The 19,622-nt window shown below is 64.3% G+C and carries 19 protein-coding genes; 16 read left to right on the plus strand and 3 right to left on the minus strand.

What is annotated here, in order from left to right; all coding sequences use genetic code 11:
* Window positions 1-5: 5 nt before the first annotated feature.
* Window positions 6-1,079: a pyrimidine utilization protein A gene (gene rutA / locus C8J44_RS17210; RefSeq protein WP_121905413.1), complete on the plus strand. Its 1,074-nt coding sequence runs from the start codon at window positions 6-8 to the stop codon at window positions 1,077-1,079.
* Between the two features lie 363 nt (window positions 1,080-1,442).
* Here the strand turns inward: rutA and C8J44_RS17215 are convergent, their stop codons facing one another.
* Together C8J44_RS17215 and C8J44_RS17220 are read right to left on the minus strand one after the other, a co-directional pair.
* Window positions 1,443-3,221 (minus strand): cation:proton antiporter, encoded by a 1,779-nt coding sequence (locus tag C8J44_RS17215; protein ID WP_121905414.1) that lies wholly within the window; start codon window positions 3,219-3,221, stop codon window positions 1,443-1,445.
* A 289-nt stretch (window positions 3,222-3,510) separates the two neighbouring features.
* On the minus strand, window positions 3,511-4,731 hold the full coding sequence (locus C8J44_RS17220; RefSeq protein ID WP_056055940.1) for an NADP-dependent isocitrate dehydrogenase: 1,221 nt from the start codon (window positions 4,729-4,731) through the stop codon (window positions 3,511-3,513).
* A gap of 142 nt (window positions 4,732-4,873) precedes the next feature.
* On the opposite strand from C8J44_RS17220, the gene C8J44_RS17225 reads away from it, so the two are divergent.
* Window positions 4,874-5,602, plus strand: a complete 729-nt coding sequence (locus C8J44_RS17225; protein WP_121905415.1) for a phosphatidylserine decarboxylase — start codon at window positions 4,874-4,876, stop codon at window positions 5,600-5,602.
* A 38-nt stretch (window positions 5,603-5,640) separates the two neighbouring features.
* Window positions 5,641-6,459 (plus strand): CDP-alcohol phosphatidyltransferase family protein, encoded by an 819-nt coding sequence (locus tag C8J44_RS17230; protein WP_404969228.1) that lies wholly within the window; start codon window positions 5,641-5,643, stop codon window positions 6,457-6,459.
* Here C8J44_RS17230 and C8J44_RS17235 read toward each other — a convergent pair.
* A complete protein-coding gene (locus tag C8J44_RS17235) occupies window positions 6,398-6,631 on the minus strand; it encodes a hypothetical protein (protein WP_056489532.1) in 234 nt (77 codons plus the stop codon). The genes C8J44_RS17230 and C8J44_RS17235 overlap by 62 nt on opposite strands.
* Before the next feature lie 325 nt (window positions 6,632-6,956).
* Between C8J44_RS17235 and rpsB the strand changes: the two genes are divergently transcribed.
* The 13 genes from rpsB (at window position 6,957) to C8J44_RS17300 (ending at window position 19,195) form a co-directional block, all read left to right on the plus strand.
* A complete protein-coding gene (rpsB, locus tag C8J44_RS17240) occupies window positions 6,957-7,811 on the plus strand; it encodes a 30S ribosomal protein S2 (RefSeq protein ID WP_121905417.1) in 855 nt (284 codons plus the stop codon).
* An 89-nt stretch (window positions 7,812-7,900) separates the two neighbouring features.
* Complete coding sequence (gene tsf / locus C8J44_RS17245; protein ID WP_056055945.1) at window positions 7,901-8,833, plus strand: translation elongation factor Ts; 933 nt, start codon at window positions 7,901-7,903, stop codon at window positions 8,831-8,833.
* A 413-nt stretch (window positions 8,834-9,246) separates the two neighbouring features.
* Window positions 9,247-9,975, plus strand: a complete 729-nt coding sequence (gene pyrH / locus C8J44_RS17250) for a UMP kinase (RefSeq protein ID WP_060527372.1) — start codon at window positions 9,247-9,249, stop codon at window positions 9,973-9,975.
* 1 nt (window position 9,976) lies between these two features.
* Window positions 9,977-10,534 (plus strand): ribosome recycling factor, encoded by a 558-nt coding sequence (gene frr, locus C8J44_RS17255; RefSeq protein WP_056055952.1) that lies wholly within the window; start codon window positions 9,977-9,979, stop codon window positions 10,532-10,534.
* A gap of 68 nt (window positions 10,535-10,602) precedes the next feature.
* Complete coding sequence (locus C8J44_RS17260; RefSeq protein WP_259466930.1) at window positions 10,603-11,298, plus strand: isoprenyl transferase; 696 nt, start codon at window positions 10,603-10,605, stop codon at window positions 11,296-11,298.
* A gap of 65 nt (window positions 11,299-11,363) precedes the next feature.
* Window positions 11,364-12,119, plus strand: coding sequence for a phosphatidate cytidylyltransferase (locus C8J44_RS17265; protein ID WP_121905542.1), 756 nt, complete (start codon window positions 11,364-11,366; stop codon window positions 12,117-12,119).
* Window positions 12,116-13,273 (plus strand): 1-deoxy-D-xylulose-5-phosphate reductoisomerase, encoded by a 1,158-nt coding sequence (locus C8J44_RS17270; RefSeq protein WP_121905419.1) that lies wholly within the window; start codon window positions 12,116-12,118, stop codon window positions 13,271-13,273. Before C8J44_RS17265 ends, C8J44_RS17270 begins: the two co-directional genes overlap by 4 nt.
* Complete coding sequence (rseP, locus tag C8J44_RS17275) at window positions 13,270-14,403, plus strand: RIP metalloprotease RseP (RefSeq protein ID WP_121905543.1); 1,134 nt, start codon at window positions 13,270-13,272, stop codon at window positions 14,401-14,403. The genes C8J44_RS17270 and rseP overlap by 4 nt, the downstream gene beginning before the upstream one ends.
* Window positions 14,404-14,456: 53 nt before the next feature.
* Window positions 14,457-17,264 (plus strand): outer membrane protein assembly factor BamA, encoded by a 2,808-nt coding sequence (gene bamA, locus C8J44_RS17280; protein WP_056056092.1) that lies wholly within the window; start codon window positions 14,457-14,459, stop codon window positions 17,262-17,264.
* Window positions 17,264-17,926: an OmpH family outer membrane protein gene (locus C8J44_RS17285; RefSeq protein WP_056055958.1), complete on the plus strand. Its 663-nt coding sequence runs from the start codon at window positions 17,264-17,266 to the stop codon at window positions 17,924-17,926. Before bamA ends, C8J44_RS17285 begins: the two co-directional genes overlap by 1 nt.
* Before the next feature lie 11 nt (window positions 17,927-17,937).
* The gene (gene fabZ, locus C8J44_RS17290) at window positions 17,938-18,420 is read left to right on the plus strand and encodes a 3-hydroxyacyl-ACP dehydratase FabZ (RefSeq protein WP_121905421.1); all 483 of its coding nucleotides are present in this window, start codon (window positions 17,938-17,940) and stop codon (window positions 18,418-18,420) included.
* A gap of 104 nt (window positions 18,421-18,524) precedes the next feature.
* Entirely contained in the window at window positions 18,525-18,755 is a 231-nt protein-coding gene (rpmE, locus tag C8J44_RS17295; RefSeq protein WP_055880673.1) for a 50S ribosomal protein L31, read from the plus strand.
* A 125-nt stretch (window positions 18,756-18,880) separates the two neighbouring features.
* Window positions 18,881-19,195, plus strand: a complete 315-nt coding sequence (locus C8J44_RS17300; RefSeq protein ID WP_121905422.1) for a PilZ domain-containing protein — start codon at window positions 18,881-18,883, stop codon at window positions 19,193-19,195.
* Window positions 19,196-19,622 lie beyond the last annotated feature (427 nt).

The raw sequence follows: 19,622 nt of genomic DNA on the forward strand, positions 1-19,622 counted from the left end.
GGCATATGCAGGTCGGCGTCTTCGTGCCCATCAACAACAATGGCTGGCTGATCAGCGAGAACGCGCCGCAGTACAAACCGAGCTTCGACCTCAACAAGGCGATCGCGCAGGCCGCCGAGAAGCACGGCCTCGATTTCCTGCTGTCGATGATCAAGCTGCGCGGGTTCGGCGGCAAGACCGAATTCTGGGACTACGGGCTGGAGAGCTTCACGCTGATGGCCGGGCTCGCCGCCGTCACCGAAAAGATCAAGATCTACGCGACCTGCGCCACGCTGCTCGTGCCGCCCGCCTACGCCGCGCGGATGTGCAACACGATCGATTCGATCAGCCACGGGCGGTTTGGCCTCAACCTCATCACCGGCTGGCAGCCGCCCGAATATACGCAGATGGGCATGTGGCCCGGCGACGAGCATTTCCGCAATCGCTACAAGATGCTCGACGAATACGCCCACATCCTCCGCGAACTGTGGGGGGAGGGGACGTCCGACTTCAAGGGCGACTATTACCAGATGACCGACTGCCGCGTCTGGCCCAAGCCGACCGGCGACATGAAGATCATCTGCGCCGGCTCCTCCGACGACGGCTTGGCGTTCTCGGCGAAATGGGCCGACTACGCGTTCTGCCTGGGGAAGGGCGTCAACACCCCGACCGCTTTTGCGTTCAACAACGATAGGCTGGCCGTCGCGACCGCGAAGACCGGCCGCGACGTGGAGATCTTCGTCCTGATCATGATCATCGCCGCCGAAACCGACGACGAGGCGATGGCGAAGTGGAAACACTATAACGCCGGCGTCGACGTCGACGCGATCGCCTGGCTGATCGATCAGGGCGCGAAGGACACGCACAACACGGACACCAACGTCCGCCAGCTTGCCGCCCCCGAAGGCGCTGTCAACATCAACATGGGCACATTGGTCGGCTCGTACGAAAGCGTCGCGCGAATGCTCGACGAGATGGCCGCCGTCCCCAACACCGGCGGGGTCCTCCTGACCTTCGATGACTTCCTGGAGGGGGTGGAAGCATTTGGGACACGTATCCAGCCGCTGATGAAGAGCCGCGTGGGTGTCGTCCCAAGCTGAAGTGGCCGCTTCGTGGCCTAACCCGCCCCGACCGTCTTTTGCCTCGCCCTCTCCCGTCGGGAGAGGGAAGTGCCCCGCGGCATCTTCGCCGTGGAAAGGGTGAGGGCAAGAGGAGGGCGCGCGTGACGAAGCGATCACCGCACAACCACCACCCCGGCGAAGGCCGGGGCCCAATTGGGGAACGAAGATAATGGAGGGCAGCCTTCCCTTACGACCACCTTTCCAACTGGGCCCCGGCCTCCGCCGGGGGGGCAGGATTTGGGGTAAGGTTCCCTGAGCCAATGGTGTTCCCCCGCGAAGGCGGGGGCCCAGACTGGACTCCCGCCTTCGCGGGAGAACAAGAGGCGCTTGGAGCAGTAAGCGTCAAACCGCGCGAGGCGTCCGCTTCGCCTTACGGATCCGAGGCTCCGCAATCATGTCCGCCGCCTTCTTGATCTCCTGCCGCAACTCATCCCGCTTCTCATGGATCGAAGCAATCACCGGCCCCATCGCCACCCCGAGATCGACCAGCACCGCCTCCGCCAGTTGCAACGAACTCTCCAGCGTCTCCGGCACCGCATCCGTAACACCAGCCCGGTACAACTCCGCCGCATGCGCCGTATCCCGAGCCCGCGCCACGATCGGCAAGTCCGGCGCCAGAGCCCGCACCCGTCGCGCCAGCCGCACCGTCAATACCGGGTCGTCCATCGTCAGGATCAACGCCTTGGCGGTATGCAGCTTCAGCCGATCCACCAGTTCCGGGCGCGCCACATCCCCGAACAATACCGGGTGTCCTTGAGCCCGCGCGGCCTCGACGGAATCGATATCCGCCTCCACGGCAACGTACTTCTGTCCGTGGACTGCCAGCATGTCCGCCACCATCCGGCCCACGCGACCAAAGCCGATCACGACGGTTCCCGGCCCATCGTCGTCGATCTCGATATCCCCGGCATCGGCACCCGACCGGCTTTCGAGTTGACGCGAAACGGTGCGGCCGAGCTTTGCCAGCAGCGGCGTGATCGTCAGCCCGATCGCAGTGACGGTCTGCCAGAACGACGCGGTGGAGGGCAGGATCAACTGCGCCTGAGCGGCGGTCGCGAGCACGATCAGCGTCGTCTCGGAGGGGCTGCCCATCAGCAACCCCGTCTCCGCCGCAACGCCACGCCGCGAATTGGCGACGCGCAGGAACAGGAACGTCACGATCGCCTTGGTCGCCACCACGCCCGTCACCGCCAGCAGCAGCGACGGCCAGTTCTGCGCGATCAGCCGTAGGTCGAGACTCATGCCGACCGTGATCAGGAACACGCCGAGCGCGAGGCCCTTGAACGGCGCGGTGATGACCTCGACCTCGCTGTGATATTCGGTCTCGGCGATCAGCAACCCCGCCAGCAGCGCGCCGACGATCGGCGACAGCCCGGCTGCCGTTGTCGCGACGCTCGCGACGATCACCACCAGCAGCGACGCGGCCAGGAAGAGTTCGGGACTCTTGGTCCGCGCGGCCTGCCCGAACAGCCGGGGCAGGACGACCCGCCCGCCGATATACATCGCGACCACCGTCAGCCCGCCACGCAGCGCGACACCGGCGATGTTCGACCAGCCGTCGGCACTCGCTGTCGGCGCCAGCGCACCGAGCACGAAGATGATCGGGACGAGCGCCAGATCCTCGAACAACAGCATAGCGAACGCACCACGCCCGACCGCGCCGGTGGTGCCGACGAGCGGCAGGACCAAAGCGGTGGACGACAACGCGAGCGCAAACCCGAGCCCGATCGCGCCCGCCCATTCCTGGCCGATGAAGTGCAACGCCACGCCAATGATGAGCGCCGAGCCGATCAGTTCGGCGGCGCCGGTGCCGAACACGAGCTGCTTCATCGACCATAGTCGCTTGAACGAGAGCTCGAGGCCAATCGAGAACAGCAGCAGGATGATCCCGAACTCGGCGAACGGCTCAATCGACTCCGGGTTCGAGATCGTCAGGTAATAGAGCCAAGGCGCGGAGCCGGTGAGCGAACCCAATCCGGCGGGGCCGACCAGCAGGCCGACCAGGATGAAACCGATAACCGGGCTGACCCGGAACCGCGCGAACGCGGGAATGACGAGCCCGGCCGCGCCGAGAATGACGAGCGCGTCGCTGAAACCTTGATTGTCGAGCCGTAATGCCATGCGTGCGACCTTAGGGGACGCATGACGGAATTGTCAGGAAGAAATACTGCGTAATCGAGAGGGGAGGGCGCCGGTAGATATTATCGCTTCGGACGATGCGCCCCCCCCGGCGAAGGCCGGGGCCCAATTGGTGAGGTCGCGGTAACTAAGCGCAGCGGTGATCAGCGACGTTGCCCAACTGGACCCCGGCCTTCGCCGGGGAGGGGGGCGCAGGATAGCCAAGCACGAACCCGAAGGCGCATGCTCGATTAGGTAGCCCCGCTTCCGTTGCCGAAAGCGGGGCGCCAGGTCAGGCCCAGTTGGCCATTTCCGTCTCGAGGTTGGACCGCACCTGCTCGAAGAACTGCTCGGTCGTCATCCAGGGCTGGTCGGGGCCGATCAGGATCGCGAGATCCTTGGTCATGTGGCCGTTCTCGACCGTCTGGACGCAGACGCGCTCGAGCGTCTCGGCGAACTTGGTGACGTCGGGCGTATCGTCGAACTTGCCGCGATACTTGAGGCCACCGGTCCACGCGAATATCGACGCGATCGGGTTGGTCGAGGTCGCCTTGCCCTGCTCGTGCATGCGGAAGTGACGCGTGACGGTGCCGTGCGCCGCCTCGGCCTCGACGGTCTTGCCGTCCGGGGTCAGCAGGATCGAGGTCATCAGGCCGAGCGAGCCGAAGCCCTGTGCGACCTGGTCCGACTGGACGTCGCCGTCATAGTTCTTGCAGGCCCAGACGAACTCGCCGTTCCACTTCAGCGCCGATGCGACCATGTCGTCGATCAGGCGATGCTCGTAGACGATGCCGGCTTCCTTGAACTTGTCCTTGAACTCGGCCTCGAACACCTCGGCGAACAGGTCCTTGAAGCGGCCGTCATAGGCCTTGAGGATCGTGTTCTTGGTCGACAGGTACACCGGCCACTTGAGGTTGAGGCCGTAATGCATCGAGGCGCGCGCGAAATCGCGGATCGAATCGTCGAGGTTGTACATCGCCATCGCGACGCCGGCCGACGGGAACTGGAACACCTCGCGGTCGATGACCGTGCCGTCGTCGCCTTCGAACACGAGGCGCAGCTTGCCGGGGCCGGGGACCAGATAGTCGGTCGCGCGGTACTGATCGCCGAATGCGTGACGGCCGACGACGATCGGGTGCGTCCAGCCCGGGATCAGGCGCGGAACGTTCTTGATCACGATCGGCTCGCGGAAGATGGTGCCGCCGAGGATGTTGCGGATCGTGCCGTTCGGCGACTTCCACATCTTCTTCAGGCCGAACTCGGTCACGCGCTGCTCGTCGGGGGTGATCGTCGCGCACTTCACCGCGACACCGTGCTTCTGCGTGGCGAGCGCGCTGTCGATCGTGACCTGGTCGTCGGTCGCGTCGCGATGCTCGACGCCGAGATCGTAATAATCGAGCTGGATGTCGAGATACGGCTTGATCAGGCGCTCGCGGATCCATTCCCAGATGATCCGCGTCATCTCGTCGCCGTCGATCTCCACGATCGGATTCTTTACCTTGATCTTCGCCATATCCGGGTCCTTCGGGGGAGGGGTTTGGGGAGCGTCTAGGGGAGCATGCCGCAGCGATCAACCACTGGCCAACCGTTGGTGCTGCAAGGAAAAGCCGGTTCATCGTTGTATCGCGCGTCCTGCACGGATAGACCCGCAGGTTATGGCATCGCTCGACAAGCCGCCCGTCACGACCTCCACGGTCAAATGGCGATTTCCCGCAGTCCATCCGGAGGGCCACAAATACGTCGCGATCGCGACCGGCATCACGCTGCTGCTGACGATTCTCAGCCACGTGCTGTTCTGGCCGATGGTCGGCGTCGTGATCTGGGTCGCGACGTTCTTCCGCGATCCGATCCGCACCACCCCACAAGGTGAAGGCCTGATCGTCGCCCCCGCAGACGGGCTGATCACGATGATCCAGCGCGTGCCGATCCCCCGCGAACTCGCCGGCGAGAACGGCCTCGGCGATGCACCGCTTGTGCGCGTGTCGATCTTCATGTCGGTGTTCGACGTGCACATCAATCGTACGCCTGTCGCGGGAACGGTTCGACAGGTGGTCTACATTTCGGGCAAGTTTCTCAACGCCGACCTCGACAAGGCGAGCGACGAGAACGAGCGCCAGCATTTCGTCGTTGAAGATCGCAACGGCATGCGGATCGGCTTCACGCAGATCGCCGGCCTGGTCGCGCGCCGCATCCTCGGCTTTGTGAAGGCCGGGGACATGGTCGCGGTCGGCCAGCGCATCGGCCTGATCCGGTTCGGCAGCCGAGTCGACGTGTACCTGCCGGATCATGTCGTCCCGCAGGTATGTCTTGGTCAGCGCAGCATCGCGGGCGAGACCGTGCTTGGTCGCGTCGGTGGCGTTCCGGTGGGTGGTATCGCCCAGTGATCGATCGCGACGGGATCGATGACGACTCAACCGATTCGATCGAAGAGCGAGGCCGGGGGCGGTTCGGTCGCACGCGTCGTGCACCGCGCGGACTTCCCCTGCGCGCTGTCGCTCCCAACGCCGTTACCGCGCTAGCCCTGTGTTCAGGCCTGAGTGGCGTGCGGTTCGCGATCGGCGGGCAGTGGGAAAGCGCCGTCGCGATGATCATGGTCGCGGGCGTGCTCGACGGCCTGGACGGTCGGATCGCCCGGATGCTGCACGGTGAAAGCCGGTTCGGTGCCGAGCTCGATTCGCTGTCCGACGCGATCTCGTTCGGCGTCGCGCCTGCGTTGATCGTCTATCTCTGGTCGCTCACAGCCTTGCCGCGCATCGGCTGGATCTGCTCGCTGATCCTCGCCGTGTTCTGCGCGCTGCGTCTTGCCCGCTTCAACGCCAAGATCGACGAGAGCCACCAGCCGCACAAGTCGGCGGGCTTTCTAACCGGCGTCCCGGCTCCCGCCGGCGCCGGACTCGCGCTGATGCCGATGTTCTTCTGGTTCTGGACCGACGAACCCAAGTTCGCGTCGCCGTATTTCGTGGCACCCTGGGTTGCGTTCGTCGCGCTGCTCATGGTGTCGAGTATCGCGACCTATTCGTGGAGTTCGGTCAAACTCCGCAGCAACATCCGGTTCGAGGCCATCGCGCTCGTCGTACTGCTCGGCGCCGCGATCGTGAGCGCGCCGTGGCATACGCTCAGCATCATCTGCGTGCTGTACCTGCTCTCTATGCCGTTCAGCATCGCGAGCTACGCCAAGATCAGGCGGCAGCGTTCCAGCGGCGGGCGGGCACCGGAGCCGACGTCGAAGCCCAGCGCCTGACCGCGATCCGGCGCTCCGCAACGGCCAGCGTGCGGAGCGGCTGGAACGCGGGTTCGACGTTGCCCATCGCGAGACGGACGATACGGTCCCACTGCGGCGCGATCGACGAGACGATCATCATGCCCGCGACCGCGAATGCACCAGCAAAAACCATGAAGCTCAGAACCAACATCACGTCCGCCTTCCTATGAGTTGCGAACAAATTCTTAATATTCGCAAACACTTGGTCAGAAACATCGTTCCATTCGTCGCATTTCGAATCCCGTCCTGCCGGGGTGATTCCGCGCCGAGTCGAACATCTGTTCCCCTCTGAGCCCTTTATGTTCTCATTGCGTTCCATGAGTCAAGCGGGGCGTTGAGGATTGCTTTTCAACGAGCGCCCGGTTAAGGGCCGCGCCTCTAACCCCGCATGGGAGGCATCATAGCCCGGTGCGTCACGGTCATTCGGCCACGACGTCATCCGCTTCCCAGAGGCACAACCGGAAGGATATATCCCTATGGCGGCTCCAGTCGTCTCCATGCAGCAGCTCATCGAAACGGGCGCGCATTTCGGCCACCAGACTCATCGGTGGAACCCCAAGATGAAGCCTTACATCTTCGGTGATCGTAACGGCGTCCACATCCTCGACCTTTCGCAGACCGTGCCGCTGTTCGCGCGCGCGCTCGAATTTGTCTCGTCGGCGGTTGCCGGTGGTGGCAAGGTCCTGTTCGTCGGCACCAAGCGCCAGGCGCAGGATCCCGTCGCGGACGCAGCGCGTCGTTCGGGCCAGCACTTCGTCAACCATCGCTGGTTGGGCGGCATGCTCACCAACTGGAAGACCATCTCGGGTTCGATCAAGCGTCTCAAGACGCTCGAGGAAATGCTGTCGGGCGACACGGTCGGCCTGACCAAGAAGGAAGTCCTTCAGCTCACCCGCGAGAAGGACAAGCTCGAGCTTTCGCTCGGCGGCATCCGCGACATGGGCGGCATTCCCGACGTGATGTTCGTGATCGACGCGAACAAGGAAGAGCTGGCGATCAAGGAAGCCAACACGCTGGGTATTCCCGTCGTCGCGATCCTCGATTCGAACGTGTCGCCGGACGGCATCGCCTTCCCGGTTCCCGCGAACGACGACGCAGCCCGCGCCATCCGCCTGTACTGCGAGGCGATCGCGATCGCAGCGACGCGCGGCGGCCAGGAGCAGCAGCGCCGCACCGGTGCCGACATCGGCGCGATGGTCGAGCCGCCGAAGGAAGAGGCACTGAGCGCAGAGCCCGTCGTCGAGGCAACAGCCGACACGGCACAGGCAACCGCGAATGCCGATACCGCTGCAGAATTCGCAGCCGAGGGTGAGCGCCAGATCGACGCATAAGCGTCGTCGCCGAACCGTCATGCGGGCGGGGTAGGGCGAAAGCTCTGCCTCGCCCGCAACCATATTCAGACCTAAAAAGGATTAGAGACATGGCCGATATCACGGCAGCGATGGTCAAGGATCTGCGCGAGAAGAGCGGCGCGGGCATGATGGATTGCAAGAAGGCGCTGAGCGAGAACGCCGGCGACATGGAGCAGGCAATGGATTGGCTGCGTACCAAGGGGCTCGCAGCCGCCGCCAAGAAGTCCAGCCGTACCGCGGCCGAGGGTCTGGTCGGCGTCGCCGTGTCGGGCACCAAGGGCGCAGCGGTCGAAGTGAACTCGGAGACCGATTTCGTCGCGAAGAACGACCAGTTCCAGTCGTTCGTCCGTGACGTCACGCAGATCGCGCTCGCAACCGGTGGCGACATCGAGGCGCTGAAGTCGCAGGCGATGCCATCGGGCAAGACCGTCGAGGAAGTCCTGACGAACAACGTCGCGACGATCGGCGAGAACCAGTCGCTGCGCCGCTCGCGCACGCTGGAAGTCAGCAAGGGTGCGGTCGTTCCGTACATCCATAATGCAGCGGCCCCCGGCCTCGGCAAGATCGGCGTGCTCGTCGCGCTCGAGTCGGAGGCTTCGGACGAGGTTCTCCAGGCGCTCGGCAAGCAGCTCGCGATGCACATCGCAGCCGCTTTCCCGAAGGCGCTGAACGAGGCCGACCTCGACGAGTCCGAGATCGAGCGCGAGCGCGCGATCGCGACCGAGAAGGCTGCCGAGTCGGGCAAGCCTGCCGACATCATCGCCAAGATGGTCGAGGGCGGCATCGCCAAGTACCGCAAGGAGCATGCTCTGGTCAGCCAGCTGTTCGTGATGGACGGCAAGACCAAGATCTCCGACGTCGTCGCCAAGGCCGGCAAGGACGCGGGCGCAGAGATCAAGCTGGTGGACTATGTCCGCTTCCAGCTGGGCGAAGGCATCGAGAAGGAGCAGTCCGACTTCGCAGCCGAGGTTGCTGCTGCTTCGGGCGTGCCCCAGGCGTAAGCTGACTTCCTCCCTCGCCCCTCCGGGGAGAGGGAAGGGGCCCGCTCGGCTCTTGTCGAGTGGGAAGGGTGAGGGGAGTGATTAGGTCTCGAACCTCACGCCCCCTCATCCGGCCCTGCCGGGCCACCTTCTCCCCGAGGGGAGAAGGATAGCGGGGCAGCCTTGGTGCTGCTTCGTCATCCCCGCGTAGGCGGAGATCCATAAACTCCGGCGCCGGTGATCCATCGAGCCGCTAGCCAGTATGGGTTCCCGCCTCCGCGGGAATGACGATCGTTCTCCGTTGCGCGCTTCTGCGAACGAGGATTTCCCGTCTCATCTCCACCCAGTTTCGATGCACGCGCCGCACAGCGCTTCACATCCCGGGCCTCGCCGCCTAAGGTCCGCGCCGCCCCGCCAATCACAATTCGAGATTTATGACGCCTCCGCGCTACAACCGTATCCTGCTGAAACTGTCGGGCGAAGTCCTGATGGGCACCTCCGGCCTGTCGATCGACACCGAGGTTACCGCGCGCGTCGCGCAGGAGATCGCCGACATCAAGGCCCGAGGCTACGAGATCTGCATCGTCGTCGGTGGTGGCAACATCTTCCGCGGCATGGCGGGGGCGGCACGCGGCATGGACCGCGCGACCGGCGATTACATGGGCATGCTCGCGACCGTGATGAACGCGCTCGCCGTGCAGAACGCGCTGGAGCAGATCGGCGTCGACACGCGCGTCCAGTCGGCGATCCCGATGGCGTCGGTGTGCGAGCCATTCATCCGCCGCCGCGCCGAGCGTCACCTCGAAAAGGGCCGCGTCGTGATCTTCGCGGCAGGCGTCGGTAGCCCCTATTTCACCACTGATTCGGGCGCCGCGCTGCGTGCTGCCGAGATGAAGTGCGATGCGCTGTTCAAGGGTACCTCGGTCGACGGCGTCTACAACGCCGACCCGAAGACGCATCCCGACGCGGTGCGTTACGAAACGGTATCGTACAGCCGCGTGCTGTCTGACGACCTCAAGGTCATGGACGCGAGCGCGATCGCGCTGTGCCGCGACAACAACATCCCGATCGTCGTCTTCAACATCCGCGAGCCCGGCAATCTCGCCGCGGTCCTAGCGGGTGATGGCGTGTCGACGATCGTCCAGAACGAGCAGGAGCTTTAAGATGGCTGCATACGACAAGACCGACCTCGAACGCCGCATGGCGGGTGCCGTCGAAGCGCTGAAGAGCGATCTCGCCGGCCTGCGCACGGGTCGCGCGTCGACCGCTTTGCTCGATCCGGTGATGGTGACGGTGTACGGGTCGTCGATGCCGCTGAACCAGGTCGCGACCGTGTCGGCGCCCGAGCCGCGGATGCTGTCGGTGCAGGTCTGGGACAAGTCGAACGTCGGCCCGACCGACAAGGCGATCCGTTCGGCCGGCCTCGGGCTCAACCCGATCGTTGACGGCCAGACGCTGCGCCTGCCGATCCCCGACCTGACCGAGGAGCGCCGCAAGGAGCTCGCCAAGCTCGCCGGCCAGTATGCCGAGAAGGCGCGCATCGCGGTCCGCAACGTCCGCCGCGACGGGATGGATTCGCTCAAGGTTGACGAGAAGAAGGGCGTGTTCGGCGAGGACGAGCGCAAGCGTCACGAAACCGAAGTCCAGAAGCTGACCGATAGCATCATCGCCGAGCTCGATGCGACCGCGACCGCCAAGGAAAAGGAAATCCTGGGCAAGTGAGGGCGTTCGGCGCTGCACAGGCGGGGGCCTCCTCGGCCGCACCGCTTGCTGCCGTTCCTGCAGGCGGCGTGGTGCCGCGTCATGTCGCGATCATCATGGACGGCAATGGCCGCTGGGCGAAGAAGCGGTTCCTGCCACGCTTCGCCGGGCACAAGGCTGGCGTCGAAGCCGTGCGCAAAGTGACGCGCGCCGCGCGCGCGATGGGGATCGAGGCGCTGACGCTGTACGCGTTCTCGTCAGAGAACTGGCGGCGTCCGGCCGAAGAGGTCAGCGACCTGATGGGGTTGCTGCGGCATTTCATCCGCAGCGACCTCGACGAACTCGCGCGCGAGAACGTCCGGTTGCGGGTGATCGGCGATTATCACAGCTTTTCGCCCGATCTGGTCGCGATGGTCGACGATGCGATCGCGCGGACGGCGGGGAACAGCGGTCCGATCCTGGCGATCGCGTTGAATTACGGCGCCCATGCCGAGCTCGTGACGGCCGCACGGCGGTTGGCGGAGCGGGCCCGGGATGGCGCGCTGGATCCGGCGAGCATCGATGCGGCGATGATCGAGGCGGAACTCGATACGCACGACCTGCCGCCGCTGGATCTGATGATTCGGACGTCGGGCGAGCAGCGTCTTTCGAACTTCCTGCTTTGGCAGGCGGCGTATGCGGAATTGCTGTTCGTCGACACGCTCTGGCCAGATTTCGATGCGGCCGCGCTCGCCGATGCGGTTGCGGCGTTCGGTCAGCGTCAGCGCCGCTACGGTGGTCTGTGAACCTTACCGACCCTGACAAGGCGCCCGATCAGGCGTTGCGCACGCCGTCCAATCTCCAGCTCCGGATGATCGCCAGCGTCGGCATGATCGCGGTGGCGAGCCTTGCGCTGACGCTCGGCGGGATCGCGTTCTGGGTGTTGGGCGTGGTCGCCGCGCTGTTCATGATGGCGGAATGGTCGATGCTGCAAGGCGCAGACGCCAAGACCAAGCGGATGACGCAGTTCGCATTGTCGGTGCCGCTCGCGCTGATGGCGCCGGCGTCGCTGATCCTGGTGATCCACGATTTCTTCACGCTGGGGCTGCTTGTGGGGGCCGCGTTCTTCGTCGTCATCACGACCCGCAAGCCGCCGCTCGCGCTCGGCATCCTCTATTGCGGGCTCCCCGTGCTCGCGCTGATGATCATCCGGCGGCAGGACGAGGGCATCCTCTTCACGTTGTGGGCGCTGTCGCTGGTGTGGGCCTGCGATATCGGCGCGTTCTTTACTGGGCGCACGCTCGGCGGCCCCAAGCTTGCGCCGGTGATCAGCCCGAACAAGACATGGTCGGGGCTCATCGGCGGTGTCGTGCTCGCGAGCGCGGTCGCGGCGGTGCTCCACACGCAATACGGCCTGCCGATGCGAATGACGCTGGCGACCCCGGTGCTAGCCGTGCTCGCGCAGATGGGCGATCTCTACGAGAGCTGGTTGAAGAGAGTGGCAGGCGTGAAGGACAGTGGGAATATCCTGCCGGGGCATGGCGGCGTGATGGATCGGCTCGACGGGCTGGTCCCGGTTGCACCGGTCGCGGCGTTCCTCGTCCTTCTGCCGCATTTCTACGCATGAAGAGCGTCACGATCCTGGGCGCGACCGGCTCGGTCGGGACCTCGACGCTCGACCTTATCGAGCGGGAGCCCGATCGCTTTCGCGTCGTCGCGCTGACCGCCAATTGCGACGTGACCAAACTCGCCACCGCCGCGATCCGTACCAAGGCCGAGTTCGCTGTTGTCGCGGACGAAGGCTGCCTTCCCGAACTTCGTGAGGCGCTGGCCGGCACGGGGATCCGCGCGGGCGGTGGTGCCGACGCGATCGCCGAGGCGGCGTCTTCGGGCGCGGACTGGACGATGGGCGCGATCGTCGGCTGCGCGGGGCTGAAGCCGGTGATGGCGGCGATCGAGCAGGGCGGCACCGTCGTGATCGCCAACAAGGAGCCTCTGGTGTCCGCCGGCGACGTCATCCTCGCCGCAGCCAAACGGACCGGCGCGACGCTGTTGCCCGCCGACTCCGAGCACAACGCGATCTTCCAGTGCTTCGACGCGACTCGCCCTGAACGTGTCCGTCGGATCATCCTGACGTGTAGCGGCGGGCCGTTCCGCGACTGGACCACCGAGCAGATGCGCGGCGTCACGCTGGAGCAGGCGGTCAAGCACCCCAACTGGTCGATGGGCGCGAAGATTTCGGTCGATTCGGCGACCTGCATGAATAAGGGCCTCGAACTGATCGAGGCCGCGCGGCTGTTCCCGATCCCGCATAACCGGATCGAGATCGTCATCCATCCGCAGTCGGTGGTCCACAGCCTGGTCGATTACGTCGACGGCTCGGTGCTGGCGCAGCTCGGTCCCCCCGACATGCGCACGCCGATCGCGCATACGCTCGCCTGGCCGGACCGGATGGCGACGCCGATGGCCCCGCTCGACCTCGTCGCGATCGGTCGACTCGACTTCGAGGCACCTGACCAAGTCCGCTTCCCGGCATTGCGCCTCGCCCGCGAGGCGCTTGACGCAGGCGGCGCGCGCCCCGCAATTCTCAACGCTGCCAACGAGGTAGCGGTCGAGGCATTCCTCAAGCGCCGCATCGGCTTCCTCGAAATTGCCGCAATCGTCGATCATACGCTATCGTGCTACGATCCGGCCGCACCGGACAGTGTCGACGCCGTTTTGGCGATCGATGCCGAGGCGCGGGTTTTGGCGGGCGAGCGTGTAGAGGATTGCGCGGTTTGATCGAAACACCCGGTATCCTTCTGACGATCCTGTCGTTCGCGCTGGTGATCGGACCCCTCGTGTTCGTGCACGAGATGGGCCATTACCTCGCCGGACGCTTTTTCGGGATCAAGGCGGATGCCTTTGCGATCGGCTTCGGTCGCGAGATCGCCGGCTTCACCGACAGCCGCGGCACCCGTTGGAAGTTCGGATGGTTGCCGCTCGGCGGCTATGTGAAGTTTGCCGGCGACATGAACCCGGCCAGCCAGCCCTCGGCCGAGTGGCTTTTGCTACCCGCCGAAGAGCGCCAGCGCACCTTCCAGTCGAAGCCGGTGTGGCAGCGTGCGATCGTCGTTGCCGCCGGACCCGTCGTCAATTTCGTCGTCGCGATCCTGATCCTCGCCGGCTTCGCGTTCGCGTATGGCGATATCCGCATGCCGCCGGTCGTTGGTGGCACAGTGCCCGGCAGCGCTGCGGCGACCGCCGGATTGCAGCCCGGCGACCGCATCACCGCGATCGGCGGGCGTTCGGTCGAGACGTTCGACGATCTCGCCCGCTATGCGCGTATCCGCGCCGGCGAGAGCACCCGGATCGACGCGGAGCGCGGCGGGCAGACGGTATCGCGCGACATCGTGATCGGTACCGAACTCCAGCGCGATCGCTTCGGCAACGAATACCGCATCGGCCGCCTCGGCATCGCCGGCAGCAAGCCCGTCATCGTTCCCGTCAGCCTGATCGAGGCGCCCGTCGTCGCGGTGAAGCGTACCGGCGAGATCGTCTCGATGATGGTCGAGACGCTGGGACAAGTCGTCACCGGGCGTCGTTCGGTCAAGGAACTCGGCGGACCGCTCAGCATCGCCAAGGTGTCGGGCGAGCAGATGTCGCTCGGGCTCGACGCCTATGTCTTCCTGATCGCCCTTGTTTCGATCAATCTGGGGTTCATCAATCTGCTGCCAGTGCCGATGCTCGATGGCGGACACCTGTTCTTCTACGCGATCGAAGCGGTGCGCAGGCGCCCGGTCGAGCCGCAGGTGCAGGAATGGGCATTTCGCGGCGGGCTCGCAGCAATTCTCGCGCTGATGCTGCTGGTGACCTTCAACGATCTCGGCAATTTCGGGCTTTGGAAGAATCTGGCCGGCTTGATCGGCTGATCACGATAGGGCAGGGCGGGCGCGCCTTGTATGTGCACGTTTTGAAGGTGGGTTTGGTGACAGCGATCAACGGTTACGATTTCGCGCGTAAGGGCGCCCTGCTGCTCGCAGGTACGATCCTGTCGGGCGTTCCCGCGCTGGCACAGACCGTGCCGGCTGGATCGGCGACTCCGGCGGCAACGCCTTCGTCGAGCCCCGCGTCGGGTCGTCAGGCGCCGACCACGGCCGTCCCTGCAAAGGGTGCTGTTGGTGTAACGCCCGTAGCCGCGCCGGTATCCGCGCAAACGATAAAGACTTTGCGCGTCGAGGGATCGCAGCGCATCGAGCCCGAGACGGTGCTGTCCTACACGAAGCTGCGCGTCGGCATCCCGTATACCGCCGAGACGCTCGATCAGGCGCTGAAGGACCTTCAGGCCAGCGACCTGTTTGCGGATTACTCGATCGCCGGTGTCGAGGACGGCAACATCGTTCTCCGCGTGCGCGAGAACCCGATCATCAACCGCGTGATCATCGAGGGCAACAAGGCGCTCAAGACCGACAAGATCACCAAGGAAATCAAGCTCGCGCCGCGCCAGATCTTCACGCGCACCGCGGTCCGGCAGGATATCGCGCGGATCATCGAGCTGTATCGTCGCCAGGGGCGCTTTGCTGCGGTGATCGACCCGAAGATGGTCAATCTCGACCAGAACCGCGTCGATGTCGTGTTCGAGGTCAGCGAAGGCCCGAAGTCGAAGGTCCGCCAGATCAACATCCTCGGCAACGAGGTGTTCTCGGACGACCAGATTCGTGGCCAGATGGCGACCAAGCAGTCGCGCTTCTTCCGCCTGCTCTCGTCGGCGACCAGCTACGATCAGGATCGCCTTTCGTACGATCAGCAGAAGCTTCGCCAGTTCTACCTAACGCAGGGCTATGCCGATTTCCGCGTGACCTCGGCCGTCGCCGAGCTGACGCCGGACAAGAAGGACTTCATCATCACGTACGTGGTGGAGGAAGGTAAGCGCTACAAGTTCGGCGACGTCACCGTCGACAGCCAGATTCGCGACTTCGACAACAAGAAGCTCGCCGCGTCGCTGCCGCTGAAGAAGGGCGACTGGTACAACGCCAAGCTGGTTGAGGATTCGGTCGATAATCTCAGCCAGACCGCGGGTCTGTTTGGCTATGCGTTCACCGAGGTGAACCCGGAGTTCGCCAAGGACGCCGACACGCTGACGATGGGGATTAATTTCAACATCGCCGAGGCCAAGCGCACCTATGTCGAGCGTATCGACATCAACGGCAACACGCAGACTCAGGACAAGGTCGTCCGCCGCGAGATCCGTCTCGCTGAGGGTGACGCGTTCAACAGCTTCCAGGTGAAGCGCTCGCAGGATCGCATCAACTCGCTGGGCTATTTCCAGGACAAGATGGAGATCAAGCAGCTGCCTGGCTCGGCGCCCGACCGCGTGATCCTCGAGACCAACCTCGAAGAGAAGTCGACCGGCGAGCTCCAGCTGTCGGCGGGCTATTCGAGCCTCGAACGCTTCATCATCCAGGCCAACATCACGCAGCGCAACTTCCGCGGCAAGGGCCAGGAATTGCGCGCCGGCGTCAACTATTCGAGCTATTCGAAGTCGATCGAGCTGGGCTTCACCGAGCCGTATCTGTTCGACAAGAACATCGCGATCGGCGGCGACATCTTCCGCCGCGATTACAATTCGTTCAACTATATCGGCAACGATCGCCAGACTACCTATTCGCAGGTCTCGACCGGCTTCCAGCTTCGTGCCGGTGTGCCGCTGACCGAATTCTGGTCGCTGTCGGCGCGCTACGGTCTGTCCTACGACAAGGTCGGACTGAACGAGTCGACCTACTTCACCGATGGGCAGTGCGACATCCTCAAGGCCGGCCGTTATCTCTGCGAAGCGATCGGCAACCGCTGGACCTCGTCGGTCGGCTATTCGCTGATCCGCGACACGCTCAACAGCCGCTTGCGCCCGACCGCGGGCTCGCGCTTCTCGTTCAGCCAGGATTTCGCAGGTCTCGGCGGCGACGTGAAATACATCCGTACGCGCGCTGAGGGCGCCAAGTACTGGAACGCGGGTAGCGGCTTCATCCTGTCGGCGATCGGCGAGGGTGGCTACATCAAGTCGCTCGAAGGCAGCAAAAGGTCTGGGATCGACGGTGTCCGCATCACCGACCGCTTCTATCTCGGCGAGCCGCAGTTCCGCGGGTTCGACATTCGCGGCGTAGGCCCGCGCGTGTTGCGCATTCCGTACACGACGGACTCGGCGACGGGTAAGCAGATCCTGGTCACCGATCGCAACCAGTACATCGACGATGCTCTCGGCGGTAACGCCTATTATCTTGGCCGCATCGAGATGGAGATCCCGCTCGGTTCGGGTGCGCGCGAACTGGGCCTGCGTCCTTCGATCTACGTGCAGGCGGGCTCGCTGTTCAGCATCACGAAGCCGAACCTGACCGTCGATCCCAACTCGTACCCCCGGACGGTCGACGCCAACGGCAACGTCACGATCCTGCCGTTGCAGACCCCGATCAAGACCGCCGACGGCAAGCTGCAATATGTCGTGCCGTCGACCGACACGACGAACCCGAACGCCGTCACGACCTGCGCCGTCGGCTATTCGTCGACGCTTGGCGGGGCTTGCACCGGGACCAGCGTCAACAGCCAGTATTCGTCGACCTATGGTCCGTATTCGGAGCAGTTCCTCGGCAACTCCGCCAAGCCGCGTCTCTCGATCGGCATCGGCGTGAACTGGAACTCGCCATTCGGTCCGCTTCGTATCGATCTCGCTCGTGCTCTGCTCAAGCAGAAGGGCGACGACCCCAAGCTCATTACTTTCAACGTAGGGACACAGTTCTAATGACGACGTTCAAGACGCTTCTCCTCGCTGCCGCGCTCGTCGCGCCGGCTGCCATGACCGCAACCGCTGCCGATGCGCAGGTTTCGGGTATCGCCGTCGCCGACGCACAGGGTGCGATCGCCAACTCGAAGGCCTGGAATGCTGCGCGCGCCCAGATCGAGACGACCTACAAGGCGCAGCTTGATCAGGCCGAGACGCGTCGCCAGGCTGTCGCGCGCGAGCTTCAGCCGCTCGTGACCGCGTTCCAGGCCGCGCAGCGTGCGCCGGGCGCTTCGGAGGCATCGCTGCGTCCGCAGGCTCAGGCGATCCAGACGCGCGAAAACGCCGCCAACCAGGAGCTCGCTCGTCTGACGCAGCCTGCGCAGCGCGCGCAGCAATACGCGATCGAGCAGATCCAGGCGAAGCTCAGCGATGCCGTCACGGCAGCGGTTCGCGCGAAGAACGTCAGCTTGTTGCTGCGTCCCGAGGCTGCCCTGTTCGCGCAGCCTACCGCTGACATCACCGCTGCGATCACCACCGAACTCGACCGCCTGGTACCGACCGTAAGCACCGCTGTCCCCGCCAATTGGCAGCCCAACCAGAACGGCCAGCAGCAGGGCGCAGCACCCGCGTCGGCACCTGCCGCCGCGACCGGCAAGCGCACCACGCCGCAGGGCCGTTGAGCGAGCCGACGATGACCGACTCGGTTGACGCCGTGAAGACCGGCTTGGGCCCGCTCGATATCGGGCGGGTGATGGCGGCGTTGCCGCATCGCTACCCGCTGCTGCTGGTCGATCGTGTCGAGGATCTGATCCTCGACACGTCGATCACCGCGATCAAGGCGGTGTCGATGAACGAGCAGTTCTTCCAGGGGCATTTCCCGGGCCGCCCGATCATGCCGGGCGTGTTGATCGTCGAGGCGATGGCGCAGGCGGCGGGGATCCTCGCGGTCGAGTCGCTGGGGCTCGCGGGCTCGGGCAAGCTCGTCTACTTCATGGCGATCGACGGTGCGAAGTTCCGCAAGCCGGTCGAACCGGGCGTGTTGCTCAAGCTCGAAGTCACCTTCGTCCAGAAGCGCAGCTCGGTCTGCAAGTTCGCAGGTCGCGCTCTCGTGGACGGGCAGCTGGTGGCCGAGGCGAACTTCACGGCGATGATCGCCGATCCGCCGAAAGCCTGACGACAAGGCTCCAGCCGCGCGATCTTGTAAAATCGGGCGCGTCCGTGTACGGGCGCGCCTTCCTTTTCAGGCTGGTCGGAACCAGCCACTTACGGAGAATTCCCATGAAGGCCGACACGCACCCCGACTATCACATGATCACCGTCCAGATGACCGATGGCAGCAAGTACCAGACTCGTACCACCTGGGGTAAGGAAGGCGATGTGATGACGCTCGAGATCGATCCGCTCGCGCATCCGGCATGGACCGGTGGCCGCGGCACGATGCTCGACACCGGTGGCCAGGTCGCGCGCTTCAACAAGCGTTTCGGTGGCGGTCTCACGCTCCGCAAGTAAACGTAACCCCCCGGAACGGATCGATACTCATTCGTTCCGGGGGCATTTATTAAGATCACGTTAGGCACCGGCGGCTAGGCTTGTAACTGCAAGCCAGACTTAGGACTCGCAAGGACGAGGACGCCATGTTCGCCGCCGATTTCGAACCCGCAGAGCGCACCAGTCGCCGCGGTTCGCCCCGTGCCCCTGTCGCGTTGGACGTCAGCATCGGCAAGACGCGCCGCACGTTGTGCAGAGTCGTCGACATCTCGATCAACGGCGCGCGGCTCCAGACCTATTCGGCGCTCAAGCGCGGGACGAGCATCTGGCTCAATTTGCCGCAGATCGGCCAGATCGTCGCCGAAGTCATGTGGGCGGACGATTTTACCGCCGGCTGCAAATTCCACAAACCGCTATCGATCGAAGCGTTCGATGCGCTCATTCGGGATCACCCGGCGTAGCGTCGTTAATCGCGATCACGTCGGGTCGCACGATGGCACCTTCACCAATAAGACTCTGAGCTTTGGGCCATGATGGCCGCCAGCAACCCTAGCGTCGCACTGGATGAGGCGCGCGATTTCGAAATCTCGAGTTGGCGTGGGCCAAACCGATGTTCGCGGAGCGACTTACAGCGAGCAGCGTCAAGGGGGTGGGCAGCAAGGAGAGCCCGTAGAGTGGCGCGAGCGCCGAAAAATGGAAAACCGACCAAAAACTGTAAAATATTGTTTGACGGGTTTGTGCGTTGGCCCTAGAGGGGTGTCACCGCAGCGAACGGCCACACGGTCTGGACGCAGCGGTCGCAAAAAACCAGATGCTCCAAGCTTCTCGAGAGGGAGGTTATGCGAGTGTCGGTATTTTTGTCGGCTCTTTGACATTGTAGGTTAAGAT

The sequence above is a fragment of the Sphingomonas sp. PP-CE-3A-406 genome, from assembly GCF_003688625.1.
Lineage (GTDB): Bacteria > Pseudomonadota > Alphaproteobacteria > Sphingomonadales > Sphingomonadaceae > Sphingomonas.